Raw genomic sequence first — 21,543 nt, 5'->3', positions numbered from 1 at the left:
TCAACTCCCCAACGCATCAGCTCGACAAGGAGGGCCTCCTTAGTCTTGTACCGATAATGCAAACTCCCGGGAAGCATGCTGCAGGCTTCCGCAATTTCTTTAAGCGAAGTCTTCTCGAACCCTTTCTCACGAAAAAGTCGGGCTGCATGAGTCAAAACATCGCTCTTATCGCCTAGCTTTCCCGCGGAAAAAATCTGTCTGTTAACCATAGCTATAACAAACCCTTGAGCAATTTAGATTATTATTCGTAGTAGTGCCTCGTCGCCTCGATCGTACTTCATAAAACTGGTGATCCGCTAATAACACATAAAAAACCTTGACCTTTGGTTGGTTAACCAACCAAAATTAGACACGAATGATATGCGGGCTGTCAATGCGATGACAATGACCAATGAAAAAGTAGCGATTCCCGCCAACGCTAACCAGTTAGAAATATAGAGCAAGCTGCGAAATCCTAAATGACAGATTCGAAGCATAATCAGTGGAATTCAGCCACAGCGATAGCTTGGCAGTTTACCGAACAAGTCCCTCACAGCAGGGATCTGGGCATGCAGATTATCTCTATCACCAAAAACCAAGCATGTATTCGCTTGCCGCCCAACCCGCGGTTGTTCGTCGACGATAATACCGAGGAATTCTGCGCCAGTGTGCTTTACTCCCTGGCAGACTCAGCCAGCGGGTTAGCCGTGCTTGCAGAGGCAAGAGATTCGTCACCAATTGCCACGCTAGATTTACGGGTGGATTACTTTCAACCAGCCAAGGGCGATCGCGCCCTATTGGCGGTAGCAACCTGCCCCAAGTTAACAGAGGAGGTCGCATTCATTCATTGCAACATTTTCCATGAAGGCTGCCATGAGCTACTGGCGACAGCGAATGCAACCTTTATGCGCAACACTCCAGGTGGAAGAATTCTAGCAAATGAACGCGCCTAGGGGGATGTATGTGCACTACCGGTAATTCGAAATACCAGGCCGCTGGCGCCGCCAATAGCCCCGACGAGTGCTTAGCCTGGCAAGGCTTACTGGAACGCATTCCGTATGCCCGGCATCTTGGGCTTCAGGCCCAAACTGACAATGGAGGAGTCTTAATTCATTTGCCCTATCGTGAGGCATTGATCGGCAACTTTAAGTTACCCGCGCTCCATGGCGGCGTTCTAGCCGCACTAATCGAGCTGACCGCACGGACGGCTGCTCAACGTCGAGATAAAGACAACCGTTGCCCACGCATTCTAGACAGCCACATTAACTATTTGCGCTTCGCGGCTATCCGTCCGACTTTCGCCAGCGCAGAAATTATTCGACAAGGCAGGCGAACAAGCCTGGTCGAGGTAATGTGTTGGCAAGACAATAGGGCTGCACCGATTGCCAGCGGACGAGTCCAGCTGTTACTCCCGGCAGTAGTCGCCACGAATACAGAAGCTCAGGAGCAGTAGACAGACCATGCCTCGGCGAAGCGAATTTCAAGCTACAGACGGACAAGCAATCTCATTCTGGCGCTGGCCACAGTCTCAATCGCGCCCAATGCTTCACTGGGCACACGCTACGGGATTTCATGGTCGCCTATACCAGCCACTCCTTGATGATATTCAGGCCGAATGCAATGTCCTGGCTTGGGACATGAGAGGTCATGGATTCAGTGCCAATGCAGCAGAAGCTTCGACATTCCGCGGATGGGAAACCTACTATCAGGATTTAACTACGCTACTGGATCACCTCGATACACCGATTTGGTTGGCCGGCCATTCAATCGGTGGAACCGCAAGCATCATGGCCGCGGCCCGTCGCCCAGAGAAAGTGCTCGGATTGATTCTTGCGGAGCCTGTAATTATGGATAGAAAACAGGGTCTGGAGATGTGGCTCGTCAAACGGCTGCGCCGGTCACAACGCCTAGCGCTTGCTGCGGGAGCTGCGCGTCGGCGCGCAGTCTTTGAGTCGCACGAAGCTGCGGTGAATCACTACCGTGGCAGAGGTATTTTCAAAACTTGGCCTGATACCTGGCTAGAGGCCTATGTTCGCTTTGCTTTCATGGATCACGAGGATCACATACGCCTTGCTTGCTCGCCGGAGTGGGAGAGCACCACCTTTGCTCAGACTGAACACAATCCATGGCCTGGTATTCGCCAGTTACGTTGCCCAGTAGTCGCTTTGTCCGGGGACCGAGGATCAACTTTCTCGTTAGCCGCACGCGAACGCTTGCAAACCTTACTACCTTCCGCAGACGTTAAAGTGATCGAGGATACAACCCATTTTCTTCCGATGGAAAAAAGCGATACAGTACGCGCCGCCATTCATCGTCTTGTTTCGCAAAAGTAAGACAATCAACGTTTATAGCTACCGATCCCACTGCTTTTGCTAATCGAGACGCCCGCGGGCATTACGACTGAATACTGCACCTGCAGTGACTGACCTTTCCGCAATTTAGCAAGCACACCCAAAACCCAGTCGTTCATAGTAGAAAACTCTGCTAAACCTAATGTCAGGGGTTTTCCTATGCGGACTACGACATGACAACAGACATTTACTAACAATATTAAAACATAACGAAAATCGTGGCTCACCTCCACCTCGGGATGAATATTCGAGAGAAGACTAAAACCGCATCAATGCTTAGCGTAGTTTACGGTCAAACCCAGGCAAGGTACCGCGTTAGTAAAAGTTTGGGTTTGCCCCAACGCTTTCTTGATGTTTTGGCATTGCCAACGAGTGCGTTTAATCCAAACGACGATTTGTCTGAACTAATTTGCCACTACTATAGTGGCGAAGGTTAGCTCGGTAAAACCGTATTTCTGGCATACGTTTACCTTTTATTGGCATTGCTAACCCTCGCACGATTACTCGAAAGTATTCAGCCTAACACACTACATCTCGGCCGACCTTCCTCTTAGAAGCTGGTGATAAATTCTGCTTATAGCGCTAAATCCATTCACACTCAAACTGCCGCGCTTCTAGTTCTCCAGCACCGCATCTAGAGCAAGGAAATCCGAACTCGGCAGTATATTACCGCCCAGTAAAAGATTATAAACTCCTGCGTCATCTAATATAGCTATGTCACCATCACTCAAAACTGGGGTTATTAACACAACCCCTAAAAGCCCATTAACGATGTTAACGGCCTCTTCTACTCCGCCAACCACTGGAAGGCCACGACCATCTAAGCCCGGCAGACTACCAACAATTGGCAAACTCGACAACACAGTAAGATTTTCATTAAACAACACTTTGTCGACTATATTATTGTCCCCGATCAAAACTGAAGTAACAGGAAGTATCGCAGCCAGGCCCTGCCCCTGGTTCCCAACCGTTAAGGATCCTAAAATTGGCACTTCAAGAGCCAATGCAGGCACTTTCCATGAAAACAAAGCAAAGCAAATCAGTAAGACCTTTAATATTTTCATATAACACCTCTCAATTGTTTATTAATTTTTTAATATCTATAGGTAAATTCAAGCCCATAAGTTGCCGGCGCACCTTGCTGGAAGTAATCAAAACCAAAACCTGCTTGTAGATTTATTGCATACCCGTCGTACTTGGTTTCTGTAATGTTTTTCCCCCACAACGCCACACTATAATCTTCATTGTGTGAAAACCAGGTAACTCTTGCATTATATATCGCGTAAGCATCTTGCTTAATTTTGTCGTAACCGATTTTATCATTGTACGCGCTGTACCACTGATCGTCCTGATAATTACCGTTTACATTTAAGCTAAGATAGCCGTAGGAATTACTTAACAGCTCCCAGTCAATTGAAACGTTAGCGCTTATTTTCGGCGCCGAAATTAACTCATTCCCAGACAGGTCAACAACATCATCGTCATCATTAACGGTCTGAACATTTGAAAGCTCCAGCTCCGTGTATTCAGTTTCAAGAATACCAACACCAATTTGCGCCGTTAGCTTCTCTGTAAGGGCAAAAAACATCTCCGACTCAAACCCGATTATCTTCGAGCCACCGGCATTTTCGAGGAAGTTAGACACACCAACCACATTAATAAATTGTTGATCTGTGTAGTCATAATAGAAAAAGGCACTATTGACACGCCCCCTTCTATCCCAAAAGTCAGCCTTAAAACCTAACTCATAAGCGTCAAGAAATTCTGGCGAAGCATAGGCATTTTCAAAATCACGCTCCTCATAGTAAACACCTGAATTGAAATTGCCCGAGCGAAAGCCTTTACTGTATGACGCATAAACCATAAGCGAATCATTAAATCTGTAGTCAATGCCAAGCTTACCCGTCCACTCTTTCTCCTTTGAGCTCATCGGTGTTGCCGATTCTGTGGTGTACGGGCCATGGGTATAGCCTGTACGAGCTGATAGCAAAATATCGTCCAATGTTAGATCACCACTCAGCAGCTGCTGTATGAGCAGCCCAGGCTCTAACGGACTCTGACCAGCGACGTTGAGGGGTATAAAAATGTTATCGACACCTGTCGTATTCCCCGGTACATATGTTCCGCGAGGTGATCCATCGTAGCCGACGCGGGAGATGTTCAAGTAGCGAAGATCAACACTGTCCTCCGTATAGCGTAGCCCAAAATCCATGCCGAGCTGCGCCGTAATATTCCATCTCAGCTGAGAATAAACAGCAAAGCTTTCCTTCTCTGTGTCCATTTTCTGGTCAAGAGCACCAAAGTCAAGAAGGTAGGGATAGTAACCGGTAACACCAGGAAAGGTCACCGCAGTTCTCAAATCCGGAGGCGTGCCATAAAGGCTATAAATATTATGGAGTTGCTGATCTTCCCAGGCATAGTACGCGCCAGCAATTAAGTCGACATCGTCGCCAAGGGTTGTAGATAGCCGAAGATCTTGACTGAAGGCCTGGGTTGCTACGGACCAGTTAATTTCGAGATGCTCCTCGGGACTACCATCAACGTTTTGAGCCTGGGCGTAGTCATTGTCTGTATATGAAGTAATAGATGTCAATGTGTATGAGTCATTCAAATATTCAATCTTATGCACCAACTGATCCAGATTAACGACCAAAGGACCAGTGAAGTTGTCGTCAACTTCATAATAATCCAGACCTTCAGCCGGGCGAGAATAGCCAACTATATCTATGTAACCATTATTTGGCCGATCATTTACACCGACGCCAGCCGTCTCTAGCGCTGTAACCAATGCAGGGTTTTTTGATAAATCGCCACGAGGTTCGTTTCTACTAGGGCTAGCTAGGCCGTCATTTCTGGCCTTGGTGTACTTAAACACCATATTTATATTGTCGGAAACATTTGCATTAAGAACTAATCTGGCCCCCTGAAAATCTTGCTGGGAGAGATCATTTCCGCCAAATCGATTTTCGTAGTAACCATCTCTTCGCGAATATGAATACGCCAATCTTGCTGCCAGAACATCCTCTATTAACGTACCCTCAACACCATAGTCACCCTTGTGGCTATTATAGTTACCGATACCTTGCTTAATATTGTAGTGAAACCCTTCATTAATTTCTGGGGTCTTTGTTATGATGTTTATCGCACCACCAGTCGTATTCTTACCATACAGCGTTCCCTGCGGCCCCCGGAGTACCTCTAGGCGAGCCACATCAAAAAAGCTCATCCCATGAGTATATACCGCGCCCATGTATGCCTCATCATTGTACACACCGATGGGGCTGGCTTGATTAGAGGAGTAATCAGACATACTCACCCCCCTGATTGAAAATATCGGCTGAACATCCCCGTAAGGACCACTAACCTGCATATTTGGTACTTGAGCCGAGATATCGTTAGCACTGGAAAAGCCAAATTTTTCCAATGTGTTTTCCGACATCCCCGTTATCGCTATAGGCGTATCCTGGGTGCTTTCAGATTTCTTTTGCGCAGTTACCAAAACCTCCTCAAGCATTGGCGCCGCATGAACAGCTTTCATACAGCCAAACCCGGAGACCAGCACTAGGCCACCAAGATATACATAACGATTAAACATCAATCACCTCAAAAGTTTGTCGATTATAATTATGCCAACCTTCTAACTGGTTGACGGCAAACCACAACCTCTGCTCCAGGGCCAAAAATTCCAGCCAGCCATCGGCCAAATGATGGACGTTCTAAAAGCGATTCCTCGAACGGAGCCACATACTCAATCAATGCTGACCCCTACTGGCACGATCCGGACTGACGCAATTATTTTAACCCCCTCTACGCCGACCGCTTCTTGCAGAGATAGACCCGCAATACTACCTACCAACCAAACAATTTAATTGCCTTACCAGGACATTCTTTTTACATTAACGGTCACATACATCATCTCCCCAACGGAAGAAAATTACCCCTCCCCATACTTAGCCCGAGCGGCCTTCGCAAAGCCAGGTGCCCCGCTTGCAAAGCGGCCCCTCATCCTCCCGTAACCCATCACCAAACCAGGTGAGCGACTCAATTTAAAACAATTATTGGTATGTGCAATCCGCAGCAGCCAGACCGCACGAAATCTCGCCTTACGCGAAGTAAAATCGACCCCAAAGCACCAATCACGACAGGCGAATAACGACCACAACCTGAACACTGATGGGCATTGACTTTATATGCGACAGAAACCCATAGAGACACCCAACGATCCGCCAAGCATGAATGCCTATTTGTCCGGTTATGACAACCCAGTGGCACACAAAGATAAAACTCTTCGCAACTTTTTAGCTATGGTTGCTTTTCACAAGCCAAGACACTAAATCAGAAGTATTCCAATCTCCACACTCAGGATACACCTCAACAAAGGCTATAAAATAGAAAACACCTAAACCAATGTGGCACAGAATTATTCTACGAATGACGCGACCAGGCCTGCATACGCACCTCACCACATCGACTTAGCTGGAATCATTATTACTCGTGATGAATGAAGTCCCGACCGAGGCGCTCTTGACTTAATCGATTTTAGACCCCTACTTGCAAGGTTTTGCAACAGTAATTCACGAATCGAAGGCACCAAAAGCCACTAGACTTAGAACATCGTTCAGGACCTCTAAGACAGCCGAACTCCACGAAAAAATACGCCGAACATCGTCCGAAATGATAAATATACATAACGAGATGACAATACATAGTGCGCTCTCATTATATAACTTACCGTTGCCAATATGCCTTAACGTATCAATTCCGCCGCCTGTTATTTTTCAGATAACAAAGGGCGCCCCAGGAGTGCTTTATGAAGAAGATTGCAGCGAACGACCCTTTGGGACATTTATCTTTGGCGAACACGGCATGGGTCACAAGCAAAAAATATTTATATTTGTCGTCCCTCGCCCTGCCTCTAGTGCCGATACTTTCTGCGTATATCGCTCTAAAATCAGGTAATGGTGCTTGGTTCTGGCTATTTGTTGTCTTCTTTTATTTAATATTTCCCTTTATAGATCACCTGATGGGAGATGACCCCGCCAATCCGAATGAGGATCTTTCCGCAGAGTTATCGAAGGATCGATATTATGTAAAACTTATGTATTTTGCTACAGCTATGCATTGGGTGGCGGTATTTGCAATGTCCTATGCTGTTGCGAAGAACGGGCTGTCATGGGGCTGGTTCAGCATCTTGGGCGCCGCTCTTTCCCTAGGCCTTGCAAATGGCTTGGCCTTGGTAGCAGGACATGAACTTGGACATAAAGTAAATGACAAGGGGCAATTAGCTGCGGCAAAAATAATCTTGGCATGTAGTGGATATGGTCATTTTACGATAGAGCATAACAAGGGCCACCATAAAGATGTTGCGACACCCGAGGACCCAGCCTCTAGTCGCCTCGGCGAGAACATCTATAAGTTTATGCTAAGAGAAATACCCGGCGCAGCCAAAAGAGCCTGGCACTTAGAGAAAGCGAGACTCGCAAGACTCGGTAAATCGTCTTGGTCATTTAGTAATGAAATTATTCAACCAGCATTAATAACGATAACGGCCTATTCAATCATTGTATCGCTCTTTGGCTGGATTATGATTCCCTTTTTATTACTATCTGCCGCATATGGTTGGTGGCAGTTAACATGCGCCAATTATACTGAACATTACGGGCTATTGAGAGAAAAGCTTCAATCGGGTAGATATGAAAGGTGCCAACCACATCATTCATGGAACAGCAACTCCAAAGCCTCAAACCTACTCTTGTTGCATTTACAGCGTCATTCGGATCATCACGCTCATCCAACCAAACCGTATCAGGTTCTCCGGGATTATGACAACGTACCAACGATGCCATTTGGGTATCCCGCCATGTTCGGTATTGCCATGATCCCTCCATTATGGTTTGCCTTGATGGACCAGAGGGTTATTACCTGGGCTAATGGTGACCTCAACAAGGTTAATATCTCGCCAGACAAAAAAGAGAAATACAAAAGCTTGAGTCTGAAGTTAACAGGGGCTTGAGTTTTATATTATCGCCCTTCTCCAACGTAAATAATTAACCGGAAAAGCTTCCTGCCAGCTTTTAAACGCTGGCAGAGATGTAATGTAGGTGAGCACATGTCTAAAGATTTTCAATGTCCTGATTGTGGATATATCTATCGAAATGAGGATGGCTGCCCCAGAGAGGGCTACCCCAAGGGGACGCCATGGGATGATTTGCCAAAGGATTTCCCTTGCCCAGATTGCTTTGTTCGCGAAAAACCTGACTTTATTGCTATAGATAAAACATAGCTCATCGAACAACGGGGATACATTTTTATGGCTAAGTTTGAGTGTTCTACATGCGGGTTTATATATGACGAGGCACTAGGCTGCCCAGAAGATGGCATCGAGCCGGGTACGCCATTCTCCGAGCTTGATGACAGCTGGTGCTGTTTAGAGTGTTCGGCACCAAAGGAAGATTTCTTTCATATTATTTAGCAACCCAAAATAACATCCGACATATAAAGACAATACCATATCACAACGGAATGCAAGCGCGGGGCGAACTAGAAGGATAAACGGTACCTCTTGGGATATTATAGATTTACAAAGCGTCGCTTTTAAAGTGGCTTCAAAGGCTTAAGCTAACGCTGCCGAGGTGGCTGTGGCGGCGGGTTTGATTGTAGAACATCTCGATGCAGTCGAACACATCGGTGCGGGCAACGTCACCGGTTTTACAGATGCGTTTCTTGATTTGCTCCTTTTTCAAACCGATGAAGAAGGACTCCGCAGCCGTTTAATCACGGCAGTTGCCGCACCGGCTTATACTGGGTTGTTAGTCGTGTTTCGTACAGAATCGCGGTCAAGCATGACTGCCGTATTGGTTCCTGATCTGTTTCTTTGGCCTCACGCTACCTCGGGCGCCGACGCCAAGCGGCCGCCAATATCTCTTCTAGACCACTGTTTTTTTGAATTAGGCTTCATCAAGCAACCCCGGATTATTCTGTAGGGCAGGTCGACTACAGTTGCGAGATAGCTCCAGCCCAAGCCTGGTTCTTATAGTGGTGATATCGGTGACCGAAAATTGATCTGACTGCTCAGCAATAACTCAATAAATGCCCGAGTTAGCTAATTCGGTGCAATTATCGCCGTTCAGCGAGTGATCGTACACGATACCTTATAGCCACGATCTGACTTGATTTGGTGATTTCGGATGATTTTCATTAAGCGCTGAACACCGAACGGCTCGCCAATTTCACGGAGTTACTGAAACACCCTGGGGAAAACATAAATATCATAGCTGGCATATTAAGATTTGCGTATAAGCAACGGCAATACTCAAAAGCTCGGTCAGGCAGCCGTATAGCAAGCCGCTTATAAATGCCTACGCCCAACACATCGAGCAGTTGACACATTCAAAGCATGCCGAGGCCGATGCCATGTGCGGCGCCCAACGCTACGAGCGCAGCCCAGTTCGCGTTGATACGCGCGCGCACGCTCCACTCCAAGGGGGGGGTGAAGTCAAGCTGCAGATGCCCAAACTGCGCAGGCAGGCCTTTGAGACTGCCATCATTGAGCGCTACAAGCGACGGGAAGCTTCCATCAAGGAGGCGCTGATGGAGATGTATCTGGCAGGTGTATCTGAGCGCCGGGTCGAGGATATTACCGATGCCATGTGTGGCACCCGTTTCAGTTCTGGCACTTTCAGCAAGCTAAACAAAAAAGTCTATCAGCACATTGAGACGGGGCGTGACCGGCCCATTAAGGGCAAGCTCGCTTTTGTCCACCTCAATGGCATCGTCCTGAAGCACAGCTGGACCAGCGAGGCCAAGAATGTCTCAGTATTGGTCGCCATTGGGGTTGATCAAGACGGTTACCGTAGCATTCTCGATGTTCATGAAGGCCACGAGGAAGACAATACCGGCTGGGGTGGCTTCCTGGCACACCTCAAACAGCGCGGTTTGAAGGGCGTCCAGCTTATCATTTCGGATGCCTGCCCGGGTCTGGTGGAATCCATCGCCGACTGCTACTCCGATGCCGACTGGCAGCGCTGCGCCGTGCCGTACACTTCTTCCGCAATGGCTTCAGCCATGTACCGCGCAATAAAATGCGGCAGGTGGCCGCGATGCTCAAGGCCATTCATGCCCAGGAGAATCGGACTGCGGCGCAAGAAAGGGCCGTCAAAGTCGTGGCAGAGCTTTGCGAAATGGCGCTGGCCAAAGCCGCCGACCTGATCGACTCCAAGTTTAACGGAACCCTCACGTACTACAGCTATCCCCCCAACCCCTTGGTTTAAGCTCAAGACCAATAATCCGATGGAAAGAATCATGCGGGAGATTCGGCGCCGGACTCGGGTAGTCGGAGCGTTTCCTGATGGGGAGTCGGGAGTGATGCTGGTCGGAGCCAGGTTACGCCACATCACCATCACCAAATGGGGCACCCGCAAGTACGTCTCAATGGACTGGCTAAGGCAGCATGATTTGGAGGCACAACACTCAGCTTGAGAAGCCACCGCCAAAGAATGTGCGAAAGATTTTTGACCCTACCCGTCGCGGCGTTAACCCTCTTTTACAAGCTGTGATCAGAGACACCTATCCACTCCGATGCATCGCTGACTGAATATTTCGTTTCAATGATCTGATGAACGGACTCATCCTTAAATTCTGCTGTATATCTTAGATATGCTCATAGAGTTGCGCGGAGTTGCCTTGTAGTGGCATAGTGAATTTGGCCACCTAATTAGAGGTGATAGCATCACCTCATTCGATTACAGGTGACCCAATGACCAGACCATCACGCCCGACCTTCAGCCCCGAGTTTCGGCTCGAATCCGCACAGCTCGTCGTTGACCAGGGCTATTCAGTGAAAGACGCCGCCGAAGCCATGAACGTGGGCAAGTCCACGATGGACAAATGGGTTCGCCAACTCAAGCAAGAACGTTCTGGTGGCAGCTACGATGCCTCTCCTATGACGTCAGAACAGCGTCGTATTCGGGAGCTCGAGCGGCAAGTTAAGCGCCTTGAAACAGAGAAAGACATTTTAAAAAAGGGTATGGCTCTCTTGATGTCAGACGAGCTGAAAAATATTCGATAATTCAGCGGCTTCAAGAGAGCTATCCCGTAAAGCTGCTGTGCCAGACATTGGATATTCAGCGTAGCAGTTACAAGTACTGGCGTAGTCGCCCAGAAGGCGATAGCCCCTACCGTCGCAAGCTGAAGTTGATGGTACGTGCCGCACACCAGTTGAGTGGTGGCTCCGCAGGTGCCAGAACTGTTGCCTCTATCGTCAACCAGCGAGGCGAAAAGCTAACGCGATATGTGGCGGGTGGTTTGATGAAAGAGTTGGGGCTGGTGAGTAATCAGCTGCCCAAACACGCTTATAAACGGGCTGAGAAGCTGCATGTGGCCATTCCCAACACACTGGATCGGCAGTTCGCTGTGGGTAAACCCAACCAGGTTTGGTGTGGTGATATTACCTACATCTGGACAGGCCAACGATGGGCTTATCTGGCGGTAGTGCTGGATCTATACGCTCGGAAACCGGTTGGCTGGGCGTTGTCGCTAAAGGCTGACAGCGAGCTAACCAGTAAGGCGTTACTGATGGCTTACGAATCGAGAGGAAGGCCTAATGGCTTGTTGTTCCATTCAGATCAAGGCGTTCAATACACCAGCCTGCGCTTCCGGCAACACTTGTGGCGCTACCAGATAAAGCAGAGCATGAGTCGACGGGGTAACTGCTGGGATAATGCACCAATGGAACGGTTCTTCCGCAGCCTGAAAACCGAGTGGGTACCGGAAACGGGATACCGCTCTTTTGCTGAAGCGAAGCAGTCGATCACGGATTATGTGATTGGCTACTACAGCGGAATCAGGCCGCATCGACACAACGATGACCTGCCGCCAAATGTGGCAGAAAGTATGTACTGGAAAACTTATAAACCCGTGGCCAGTTTTACTTGACCACTACACCTGAGTTATCCGGAAAATCCCGATCCCCGATGCGCTAGCCACAACAAAATGACGCCAACGCCCGAAGCAGTGTAGCTTCGGCCGCGACTTAATGCTAACAATACGATAGTGAAACCTGCAGCTTTGCAAAAGGAACGAAGCTTACAGCCCAGCGTGATCGTGCAGGGAAACTGCGGCATAATGCTACTTTTGTACCTTTCTTCAACCACTAGATAGAGAACAAATTAAAGCGAGAAATTGCAATAAAAAAAGAGCTTACTAAAATAGCAGTAGCGTCACCCATCATGCTCGTTGAATTCTTTCTTACAATCGGAGATTTTTACCAATGGATTATTCAAAAAATTATGTAAAGCCGACATGTTTAAATGGATTTTGTGAATTGGTGAAAGAATTAAACGGTGACCCGGCTCTAATTTTGCAAAAGCATGATATAGATGTAAAAAAACTTACAGACGAAAATTATATATTCCCTTACTCAGAATTTTGCAATTTATTGGAGGACTGTTCTAAAATATTTAACTGCTCCGATTTTGGCATTCGTCTAGCCAAAAAGCAGGACCACAATATACTAGGGCCTGTCGCGTTTATAGTGATATCAGCGGCTACGGTTGAAAAGGCTATAGTAACAGTTGGCGCCTACCTTTATTTTTTTACACCAGCAATAAAGCTTTCTCTGGAAGACATATCAGGTACCACAATTGCAAGCCTAGAAATACGTGACAGAACGGGCGAGCAGTTCCCTCAAGCTACAGAGCACATGGTTACAGCGTGCTTTGAAATTATTCGGATTATGATAAATCACCACCTTATTGTCGATGCCATATGGTTTAAACACGCTCCGATTTCCAGTGAAAATACATACAAGAAACATTTTCCCGTTACAGTTAAATTCAACAGAAGCCATAATGGCAATTTACTCTCCCCCAAAGCCCTTCAGGAAAAAATACCATCTGGTAACTCTGCGTTATACAAAATAATCGTGAAATATCTTGATGAAAACAAACATGAGGGACTACATCAGTCTTTGGACACTGAAGTTAGGGATTTAATTAAAAAAATAATGCCTACCGCAAAGCTATCTCGCGCTTTTATAGCTGAGCATCTCAACATGAACGAGCGATCCCTACATCGTCGCCTTAAAGAATGCGGATACACTTACGAACAGCTGCTAGATTCAGTCAGGAAGCAGGAGGCTGAAAAATTCATGAGAGATAATAGACTACCAATATCTCAGATCTCCGGCTTATTGGGCTATTCTGAACAAAGTTCTTTTAACCGCGCATTTAAACGCTGGTATGGTGTAGCACCAAGAGACTATTTTAAGAATAAAAATTAGGACACCTTTGATTATAGCTGCCAACGAACGAAGGTTACTCACCCTGATCATAGAGGCATCGCAAAAACGATAAAACAACTTTCCCTGACAAAAAGCCTCGAGAAGCACTCCTGGAATAGTCTCAAGTAGCATTTTCTCGAAGACATGTGACCTTACCCCCTAGCTTGGAGTAGTCATAGCAATTGCCCCACCTCTACCCCAATCCACAGGCAACGAGTCGTAGGCCGAGCAGCGTCGAACAAGAGCTGATCTTTGGCGAGTGGGTTTAGAACGGAAAATGTAGTGCGATCTGCAAGGATCACTCCACGCTGGACTAGACTTAAAAGACAGACAGCCGATATCGGACATTTACTGAAGCTCAGTTCGACTTCAACTTAAGAAAGTCGAGAATCCGCGCTCGAGTGGAACATGGCTTTGGCATTATGTAGGGTCAGATTGGCCCCGCAATGCCTGTTCTGATGGTGGCAAAAAAAGCATATTTCGAAACAATGGAGCAAACCCCAGCGGCAGCCTCCCGATAACCACCGCTAAGTGCGCCATGCACGTACCAGCGACATCTCGTTAAAAAACCCAGAAACGAGTGAAATGAGCACCTGATTTTTGCAAATGACTGCCTTCATGTTAGTTTGCTTCAAGCTAGAAAACCCTACCTTCAAGGACTCCATCAAGTAGAGCGGAATATCAAACGAAGGGCCGAGTTAACGCTCGAAGCTCTATCAAAGCAGCGCTCCTCCGCTAGCGTGTTAACTAGACGATACTGACTTAAGCGTGCTTTTATAATTTCTTGTAACTCGCTCATACGCATACCAACACAGCATTTTGGGCTCCCCTACGGTCACTCCGCCGCCAGCAAACGCCGTCGGTACAAGCCCGGGGGTAGCCCGGTCCAGGCCTTGAAAGCGCGAATAAAAGCCGCCGGATCGGCATACCCGGCATGATGGCTGATTTCAGCAATCGACACATCTCCCTTACTCAACCAGTAAATCGCCCTGTCCCTCCGAATATCTCCTTTGAGGCGATGAAAGCAGCTCCCCTCTTCAGTAAGCTTTCTGCGCAGTGTACGCTCCGTCATATGCAGTTGCGAAGCGATCTCCGTAAAACTGGCCGAATCATCCAGTGATGATGTTTCTAGCAATCGACTTATCTGGTCGGTAAAACTTTTCTCAATTTTTTGTTTGCGGAACCACGGCAGCGGTGCACGCCGCAAATAGCCTCGCAACTGCTCCCGGTTCCGACGGATTGGCCACCGCAGTACTTCGGCTGGCCACACCAACATATTCTGGGGCTGTTTAACACGGCAGAGTCCGGGAAAAAGCAGCGGGTATTCCTCTTTATAGGCTTTTGGTAAATAGGTAAAACTTACCTCCCGTAGGGGTATCTGCTGGCCTACCAACCAGTTGGGAAAACGATGCCAAATTAACAATAGCATTTCAATAAGTATATTGTCGGGGTCATACTCCGGCTTAGCCAACGCGATGGACAGTGCCACTTGATCACCGGCAACACGCTTTTCAAAGCAAAAGCTGTTTGTAACCAGGTGATAAAAGCGCATCATTTCATCCAGCGCATCACCGAGCGTCTCCGACTCAACCATCCGCTCTGCAATAAGAGAGAAAACCCCGACGCGAATCGGCGCTTCTGTCAAGCCCAACATTTCGTCGTCAGATTCTCGCCACACCGTTTGGAAAATTGCCGCTAGCTGCCGAGGCGCGATACGTGCCTTCGGTTCCTGCAACAACGCCTCGGCCAAGCCAGCCTCCCTGAGCAACAAGCCGCGATCCAGCCCGATCCTTTCGGCATTGGCAATATGTACACGGGCAAAGTGGCTGGCTACCGTATGTTTGATCTCCTGTTTCACAGCAATCCTACCGCGTTTCGCGGCCTGCCTTTAGGTCCGCTTATGTTAGAAAATTATTCTCCACAACTGCATATCTATGTCAATTTCTCAAGACTGAACACCGCACAAATGTCCGATAATGATATGTTTTCGTCAGCTTCTATCATTGTCAGACTCTCTCCCATCGACCAAGATTTTGCCCCTACCAACATCCGCCTACGAACGAGGTTTCCAATGTCCGAAAGTACCAACGAAGAAATCGTACTGTTTCGCGATATGGTACTGCGCTTTCTGGAGCAGGAAGTCGCGCCACACTACGAAGAGTGGGAGAAGAACCACCAGCTTCCTCGGCAATTCTGGAACACCATGGGTGAAGCCGGAATGCTGTGCGTTGACCTGGAGGAATCCTACGGCGCGGCTGGTGCCAGCTTCGAGGTCAACCAAATGATTGCGTGGGAAATGGGCCGTCTGGGCTACGGCGGCCTCGGCAGTAACTACAATATCCACTCCAACATCGTTGCGCCGTATATCAACAACATAGGCTCCCAAGAACAAAAAGACTATTGGCTGCCTCGCATGGTAACAGGCGAAGTGGTCAGCTGCATCGCCATGACCGAGCCTGGCGCCGGGTCCGACCTGGCCGGCATGCGTACAACCGCAATTAAAGACGGCGACGAGTACGTTATTAACGGTTCCAAGGTTTTTATTACTAACGGAATACTTGCTGATCTTGCGATAGTTTGCGCGAAGACCGACCCACAGGCCGGCGCCAAAGGCATTTCCCTATTTCTGGTCGACACCAGCCTGCCAGGTTTTTCCAAAGGCAAGTCCATTGAAAAAATTGGTCAACATGCCAGCGACACAGCCGAGTTGTTTTTTGACAATCTGCGGGTACCTGCCAACGCTCTGCTGGGGCAGGAGGGCAAAGGTTTCATTTACCTAATGCAGGAGCTACCCCGTGAACGCCTTGGCTGCGCTACCCAGGCGGTAAGCCAGGCTCAAGGCGCACTCGATCTCACTACGGCTTACGTACAGGAACGCAAAGCTTTCGGTCAAACCATCAGCCAGTTCCAGAACACCCGCTTCAAGTTGGCTGAAGTTAAAACCGAAATCGCCCTCAGTAAAGCGCTGCTTGAACAAAATATGGAAAAATTTAAGTACGACGCTATGACCGTGGACGATGCAGCAATTCTTAAACTGGCAACCACCGAGATGCAACTGCGCGCGGTAAACGAATGCCTGCAACTATTCGGCGGCTACGGTTATACCGTTGAATACCCTATTTCCCGCTTTTACGTCGATGCCCGCATTCAAACTATTTATGCAGGCACTTCTGAAATTATGAAGGAAGTGATTTCCCGAGGCATTGTTGGCCGCTAAGGGCATCACAATAAAAGGGGGTTCTTAATTGTGTTAGATCAGAGTATTGTCGCAATCTTCGCCTAGCACGCGATGTCCCAGGTAGTCATTCGAGGCTTTCACGTGAGCTGGTACTGGCTGGATTTTGTAGTGCGCTTATTCCAACATGGTCTCAGGCAGTATGATCACCTTGCTCAACAGCATTTGGGCAAAGGCCTTGCCCTGAGGATCGATTTGCAAGGAGCCTGCCCCGCCACCGCCAAGTGCTTCGGTCATAAAAAAATTAAAGCCATTAATCCCTGGAAGATCAAAGCGCTGTACCTCACCGCGCACACAGTGGGAAAAATAGTCCGCCACTACTTCAGCAGTAAGCTGTTCGTACAAATAGGGAAGATATTCCGGCTTGCGAGCAATCACACCAATATTAGCGTTGTCGCCTTTATCACCGCTGCGTGCCCATGCCAGCGTTTCCAGTGGTACTTCAATTATGTTGTTACTCGTAGGCGCTGGGGATAGCTCATACATCTGTCCTTCTGAGACAGCAGACTCAGCGTCACCTGCAAAGTAGCGCTCTTCGATTACGTTATTCCCAAGCCGGACGGTAACAGTCACCTCGTCCTTATTGATCAACGTGGAATGAACCCGCATTAAAGGAGTCGGTCGTGCGCGACCTCCACCGAGCCCGCTCATACCCGGCGTTGCGGAGGTTGCAAGATAAGCCAGTTCGTTGGCGGCGAAGGTAAGCGCATCACGGCTGTCGTGATGCAGTCCGAATTTACCTATGACCTCGCGCGTATCATGAGCACGACTGTGTGACCCATAAGTATCTTCGGAACCGATCATCTCGAGACTCACTCCACGATAGCCAGCCCAACCCTGCATGTTAAAATAGCGTTGTGTTCGCTTTACCCACGCCTCAAGGCTAGTGCGTGCTTTTTCACGGCTGCGTGGACCCGCCATAAAAAAGCTGCCCATCAGCTTATAGCCATCGGCGTGTATTGCGCAGACCTTATAAGCATTTCCCGGGGCACGCCCACGTGCCCCCAAAACCCGCACCCGATTCTGGCCTACGGTATGGAGCTCCACACCCGACCAGTCGCAGGCAACATCGGGAAGGAGGTAGTTGGCCGGATCACCTATTTCATAAACCAATTGTTCTCCCACAGTGGCGGTCGTTACTAGGCCCCCAGTGCCCGGTGGAATCTGTACCTCGAAACTGCCGTCTACACACACTTCAACGACTGGGTAGCTCATGTTCGAAAAATCCGGCACGAGTTGCCAGTCGGTAAAGTTTCCGCCTGTACACTGAGCACCGCATTCGATAATATGCCCCGCCAGAGCCGCCTGTGAGAGTTTCTCGTAGTCGTCATTGGCCCAGCCAAAGGCCTCAACCAGAGGCGCTATAACGACGGCACTGTCTACTACCCTACCTGTAACCACTACATCAGCCCCTGCTGCCAGCGCTTTGACAATAGGTTGCGCACCAAGGTATGCGTTCATGCTAAGTAGGTTCTCAGGAAGAGGTTCACCGCTTTGGAGTTCCGGCATGCCTTTTCCTGCCAGCTCAGACTTTCTATCGAGCAAATCGTCGCCGTATACACCGGCAATTTTCAGATCCAGCGATTGAGATTCACAGAGTTTTTCCAAGGCCTCAATACACCCAGGTACATTAATACCGCCTGCATTTGCAATCACTTTGATTCCCTTTCGAGCGCAATCAGCAAGCACGTCCTTCATTGCCACGTTGACAAAATCCACCGCGAATCCTAGGCGTTCATCGCGAGCTTTATCATTCGCGAGTATCGCCATCGTAACTTCGGCTAGATAATCAAAAACCAGATAATCAATAGCGCCATAATCAACCAGCTGACGTGCAGCGAGCTGACTGTCGCCATAGAATGCCGAAGCACAGCCGATCCGCAGCTTTTGGTTAGTATTCATGACACTTCTTCCACCTCAGAAATACTGACCAAGAGCTGATTGGTCTTGACCTGTTGACCGACCGAGCAGCTCACAGCAGCAACACGCCCGGCCGCCCCAGCTTTCAAAGTGTGCTCCATCTTCATAGCTTCGAGCAAAATCAATGTCTGACCAGACTCTACAAGGTCGCCTTCTGCGATGAGTACCGCCACGATGGCGCCGTCCATTGATGCTTTAATGTCTCCACCGCGGCGGCCGCGAGCGGCTGCCGGTGCGTGACTGACATCCCGCAGCAGAAAGTGCCCATTGCCATCGTCTAGAGCAAGAGTTTCACCGCGACGCGTATAGCGAAGACTCTCCCGCACCCCGTTCTCACTGAAAAAACAACGATTCTCTTCGAACTTCAGCAGTTCCAGCTCGACAGAATTTTCACCTACGGAACACTTGAATGATTTGCCGTTTCTGAATAAGCGTACAATGTGCACCTCTTCGCCTAACGACAGGCTGTAAACATAACTCTGCCTTGACGGCCGGGGCCACTGATTCTGTTCACCACGTGAAGCCTGATCTGTAGAAAAGAAGAGCACGGCAGCTCTTGCCAGTGAACCTGCACCGGGTCCAGAGTCATCCAAGCTGGGGTCCTGGTTGAAATGTTGTTCGATAAATGCGGTAGTTGCGCCACCTTCTGCAAACACTGGGTGGCGTAGTAGATTCTGCAAAAAATGTTTGTTGCTGTTTACGCCCACAAAGCCCAAATCTTGAATACCTGATGCCAGTCGACGAATCGCGTCCGTACGGTCATCGCCGTAGGCAATGACCTTGGCAATCATTGGATCATAGTGGGAGCTTACCAGCTGCCCACAACGTACGCCGTGGTCAATGCGCAAGCCGGCACGATGAGGCGGCTCCCAAAGCAAGATCTCGCCGGTCTGGGGCGTAAAGGCATTGCGCGGATCTTCCGCATAGAGACGAACTTCTACGGCGTGCCCCTTGAGCGTAATTTCCTCTTGTTTTAGCGGAAGGGTTTCACCTGATGCAACGCGCAATTGCCACGCAACAAGATCCTGCCCCGTTATCAGTTCGGTCACCGGGTGCTCTACCTGCAGCCGTGTATTCATTTCAATGAAATAAAAATTACCCTCAGTGTCAACCAAGAACTCGACTGTACCTGCCCCGTAATAGTTACAGGCTCTCGCTGCATTTACGGCAGCTTCTCCCATCCGCTGACGCAGAACCTCATTGACAAAAGGGGACGGCGCTTCTTCAACGACCTTTTGATGCCGACGCTGAACAGAACAGTCACGCTCGCCCAGATACACCACATTGCCATACTGATCCGCAAACACCTGAATTTCTATGTGGCGTGGTTCTAGTACTGCCTTTTCCAGAATTAGTTCGCCACTACCAAAAGCGCTTTCGGATTCAGAGCGCGCCCTGCGAATTTTTTCCGACAACTCCGCCTCACCAAACACCAGCCTCATACCTCGGCCACCTCCGCCAGCCGAAGCCTTGACCATCAACGGAAAGCCAATTTCAATTGCGCGCGCGGTCAATGCTTCTTCGCTCTGATCTTCTCCTTGATAACCGGGAATACAGGGTACCCCAGCCTCAAGCATGGCGATTTTTGACAGCCGCTTACTACCCATCAGTTCAATAGCCTCGGCGCCCGGGCCGATAAAGGTCAGGCCCTCAGCTTCGCAGGCACGGGCAAACGCAGCGTTTTCAGATAGAAAGCCATACCCAGGATGAATTGCATCCGCCCCTGTAAGTCGGGCCGCGTTCAGAATTTTTTCAATGTGTAGATATGAATCGCCCACCGCAGCAGGCCCTATACATACAGCCTGATCGGCGACATCAACGTGCAAGGCATTGGCGTCTGCTTCGCTGTAAACTGCTACGGTACGGTAGCCAAGTTGACGGGCGGTAGTCATCACCCGCACCGCGATCTCACCGCGATTCGCCACCAAAATTTTGTTGATGCCTGACATGGTTTACTCCTGTAGAGACGTCATCGCGCCCACGTTGGTTTACGCTTATCTTTAAATGCTTTGGTTCCTTCACACCCTTCGTCACCTTCGAGTGCGCGGGTAAACGCATCGGCTGCGCTATCGAGTAACCCTTCATGTTCTTCTACACCCACCTTCAGCATCAGCGCTTTTGTGGTAGCGTTAGCCTTAGGCGCACAGTTTTTAAGCTTCGCCAGTACTTTCGCTAACCGATCATCCATGCTGTCACGGCCTTCAGTAAGGTAGTGAGCTATACCCAGTTCTTGCGCCTCCAGGCCATCGATGCGCTCACCCAACAGCGCCAGTCGACGGGCATGGGCGAGACCTATACGCTGCACAACAAAGGGGGCAATCTGTGCCGGCACGATTCCCAGACCGGTTTCGGGCAGGGCGAATTGTGTATTTCGGTCGACTATTGCCACATCAGAAACACAGGCCAGACCAAATCCGCCACCAAGTACAATCCCTTCGAGTAGCACAATAACTACCTGAGGCAAGGCATTAGCACGCGTGATCAATCGACCAAAACTGCGATTAAAGTGCCAGGGGGCACCGCGGCCATCCGCGTTGTCGACACCTTCGACCAAACGCATGTCAGAAATATCGCCACCGGCGCAGAAAATACCGCCGGCACCTTCCAACACCAGCGCTCTGATATCGTCCCGCTTCTCAATCGCATCAAAAACGTCCAACATTTCGCACACCAGCTTGTAGTTCATGGAGTTACGTTTGTGGGGGCGATTAAGCGTTACAGTCAAAACCGAGCCCTGAAGATCCAGCAACAAGGTTTCACAATCTGGAAGCGTCTGCATA

General features: G+C 49.0%; 18 protein-coding genes and 3 pseudogenes. 12 read left to right on the top strand and 9 right to left on the bottom strand.

Features of this window, described 5'->3' with window-relative positions:
• Nucleotides 1-29: 29 nt before the first annotated feature.
• A pseudogene (locus I6N98_RS18735) lies at nucleotides 30-209 on the bottom strand (TetR/AcrR family transcriptional regulator); the annotation flags it as partial.
• 249 nt (nucleotides 210-458) lie between these two features.
• Here I6N98_RS18735 and I6N98_RS02195 point away from each other — a divergent pair.
• From I6N98_RS02195 to I6N98_RS02185, 3 genes are read left to right on the top strand one after another with little or no spacing between them, the layout of a single operon-like run.
• Nucleotides 459-932 carry a PaaI family thioesterase gene (locus I6N98_RS02195; protein WP_198570193.1) on the top strand — a complete coding sequence of 158 codons (474 nt, stop codon included), beginning with the start codon at nucleotides 459-461 and terminating at the stop codon, nucleotides 930-932.
• 8 nt (nucleotides 933-940) lie between these two features.
• Nucleotides 941-1,432 (top strand): PaaI family thioesterase, encoded by a 492-nt coding sequence (locus I6N98_RS02190; RefSeq protein ID WP_198570192.1) that lies wholly within the window; start codon nucleotides 941-943, stop codon nucleotides 1,430-1,432.
• Between the two features lie 7 nt (nucleotides 1,433-1,439).
• Nucleotides 1,440-2,312, top strand: a complete 873-nt coding sequence (locus tag I6N98_RS02185) for an alpha/beta fold hydrolase (protein ID WP_198570191.1) — start codon at nucleotides 1,440-1,442, stop codon at nucleotides 2,310-2,312.
• Nucleotides 2,313-2,944: 632 nt separating this feature from the next.
• On the opposite strand, the gene I6N98_RS02180 is transcribed toward I6N98_RS02185, so the two are convergent.
• Both I6N98_RS02180 and I6N98_RS02175 read right to left on the bottom strand, forming a co-directional pair.
• Nucleotides 2,945-3,394 (bottom strand): hypothetical protein, encoded by a 450-nt coding sequence (locus I6N98_RS02180; protein WP_198570190.1) that lies wholly within the window; start codon nucleotides 3,392-3,394, stop codon nucleotides 2,945-2,947.
• Between the two features lie 29 nt (nucleotides 3,395-3,423).
• Nucleotides 3,424-5,925 carry a TonB-dependent receptor gene (locus I6N98_RS02175; RefSeq protein WP_232787436.1) on the bottom strand — a complete coding sequence of 834 codons (2,502 nt, stop codon included), beginning with the start codon at nucleotides 5,923-5,925 and terminating at the stop codon, nucleotides 3,424-3,426.
• Nucleotides 5,926-7,140: 1,215 nt separating this feature from the next.
• Here I6N98_RS02175 and I6N98_RS02170 point away from each other — a divergent pair.
• The 3 genes from I6N98_RS02170 (at nucleotide 7,141) to I6N98_RS18520 (ending at nucleotide 8,802) form a co-directional block, all read left to right on the top strand.
• Complete coding sequence (locus I6N98_RS02170; RefSeq protein WP_198570189.1) at nucleotides 7,141-8,343, top strand: alkane 1-monooxygenase; 1,203 nt, start codon at nucleotides 7,141-7,143, stop codon at nucleotides 8,341-8,343.
• Nucleotides 8,344-8,439: 96 nt separating this feature from the next.
• Entirely contained in the window at nucleotides 8,440-8,613 is a 174-nt protein-coding gene (locus I6N98_RS18525; protein ID WP_232787435.1) for a rubredoxin, read from the top strand.
• 27 nt (nucleotides 8,614-8,640) lie between these two features.
• The gene (locus I6N98_RS18520; RefSeq protein ID WP_232787434.1) at nucleotides 8,641-8,802 is read left to right on the top strand and encodes a rubredoxin; all 162 of its coding nucleotides are present in this window, start codon (nucleotides 8,641-8,643) and stop codon (nucleotides 8,800-8,802) included.
• A gap of 133 nt (nucleotides 8,803-8,935) precedes the next feature.
• Here I6N98_RS18520 and I6N98_RS02160 read toward each other — a convergent pair whose 3' ends face one another.
• Entirely contained in the window at nucleotides 8,936-9,073 is a 138-nt protein-coding gene (locus I6N98_RS02160; RefSeq protein WP_198570188.1) for an IS3 family transposase, read from the bottom strand.
• Nucleotides 9,074-9,710: 637 nt separating this feature from the next.
• Between I6N98_RS02160 and I6N98_RS02155 the strand changes: the two are divergent.
• From I6N98_RS02155 to I6N98_RS18725, 3 genes and pseudogenes are all read left to right on the top strand, one after another.
• Nucleotides 9,711-10,385: pseudogene (locus tag I6N98_RS02155) on the top strand (IS256 family transposase); the annotation flags it as partial.
• Between the two features lie 26 nt (nucleotides 10,386-10,411).
• Nucleotides 10,412-10,600, top strand: a complete 189-nt coding sequence (locus I6N98_RS18730) for a hypothetical protein (protein WP_353886472.1) — start codon at nucleotides 10,412-10,414, stop codon at nucleotides 10,598-10,600.
• A complete protein-coding gene (locus I6N98_RS18725; RefSeq protein ID WP_204997402.1) occupies nucleotides 10,578-10,808 on the top strand; it encodes a transposase in 231 nt (76 codons plus the stop codon). Before I6N98_RS18730 ends, I6N98_RS18725 begins: the two co-directional genes overlap by 23 nt.
• Before the next feature lie 64 nt (nucleotides 10,809-10,872).
• Here the strand turns inward: I6N98_RS18725 and I6N98_RS18720 are convergent.
• Nucleotides 10,873-10,968 (bottom strand): annotated as a pseudogene (locus I6N98_RS18720) (hypothetical protein); the annotation flags it as partial.
• 117 nt (nucleotides 10,969-11,085) lie between these two features.
• Here I6N98_RS18720 and I6N98_RS02145 point away from each other — a divergent pair.
• Nucleotides 11,086-12,263 (top strand): IS3 family transposase gene (locus tag I6N98_RS02145; protein ID WP_198570187.1). Its coding sequence is split into 2 segments (ribosomal slippage): nucleotides 11,086-11,344 and nucleotides 11,344-12,263, totalling 1,179 coding nucleotides; the frame shifts between segments, so codons are not numbered across the junction.
• Nucleotides 12,264-12,597: 334 nt separating this feature from the next.
• Entirely contained in the window at nucleotides 12,598-13,608 is a 1,011-nt protein-coding gene (locus I6N98_RS02140) for a helix-turn-helix domain-containing protein (protein WP_198570186.1), read from the top strand.
• Nucleotides 13,609-14,443: 835 nt separating this feature from the next.
• On the opposite strand, the gene I6N98_RS02135 is transcribed toward I6N98_RS02140, so the two are convergent.
• Nucleotides 14,444-15,466: an AraC family transcriptional regulator gene (locus I6N98_RS02135; RefSeq protein ID WP_198570185.1), complete on the bottom strand. Its 1,023-nt coding sequence runs from the start codon at nucleotides 15,464-15,466 to the stop codon at nucleotides 14,444-14,446.
• On the opposite strand from I6N98_RS02135, the gene I6N98_RS02130 reads away from it, so the two are divergent.
• Nucleotides 15,446-16,825, top strand: a complete 1,380-nt coding sequence (locus tag I6N98_RS02130; RefSeq protein WP_337924603.1) for an acyl-CoA dehydrogenase family protein — start codon at nucleotides 15,446-15,448, stop codon at nucleotides 16,823-16,825. The genes I6N98_RS02135 and I6N98_RS02130 overlap by 21 nt on opposite strands.
• A gap of 135 nt (nucleotides 16,826-16,960) precedes the next feature.
• On the opposite strand, the gene I6N98_RS02125 is transcribed toward I6N98_RS02130, so the two are convergent.
• From I6N98_RS02125 to I6N98_RS02115, 3 genes are read right to left on the bottom strand one after another with little or no spacing between them, the layout of a single operon-like run.
• Nucleotides 16,961-18,745, bottom strand: a complete 1,785-nt coding sequence (locus I6N98_RS02125; RefSeq protein WP_198570184.1) for an acyclic terpene utilization AtuA family protein — start codon at nucleotides 18,743-18,745, stop codon at nucleotides 16,961-16,963.
• Nucleotides 18,742-20,712 (bottom strand): acetyl/propionyl/methylcrotonyl-CoA carboxylase subunit alpha, encoded by a 1,971-nt coding sequence (locus tag I6N98_RS02120; protein WP_198570183.1) that lies wholly within the window; start codon nucleotides 20,710-20,712, stop codon nucleotides 18,742-18,744. The genes I6N98_RS02125 and I6N98_RS02120 overlap by 4 nt, the downstream gene beginning before the upstream one ends.
• Before the next feature lie 20 nt (nucleotides 20,713-20,732).
• On the bottom strand, nucleotides 20,733-21,542 hold the full coding sequence (locus I6N98_RS02115) for an enoyl-CoA hydratase/isomerase family protein (RefSeq protein ID WP_198570182.1): 810 nt from the start codon (nucleotides 21,540-21,542) through the stop codon (nucleotides 20,733-20,735).
• Nucleotide 21,543 lies beyond the last annotated feature (1 nt).

This window comes from Spongiibacter nanhainus (assembly GCF_016132545.1).
Taxonomy (GTDB): Bacteria; Pseudomonadota; Gammaproteobacteria; order Pseudomonadales; family Spongiibacteraceae; genus Spongiibacter; species Spongiibacter nanhainus.
The sequence above is the reverse complement of the archived record's forward strand: the minus strand, read 5'-3'. Positions and strand labels throughout refer to the sequence as shown.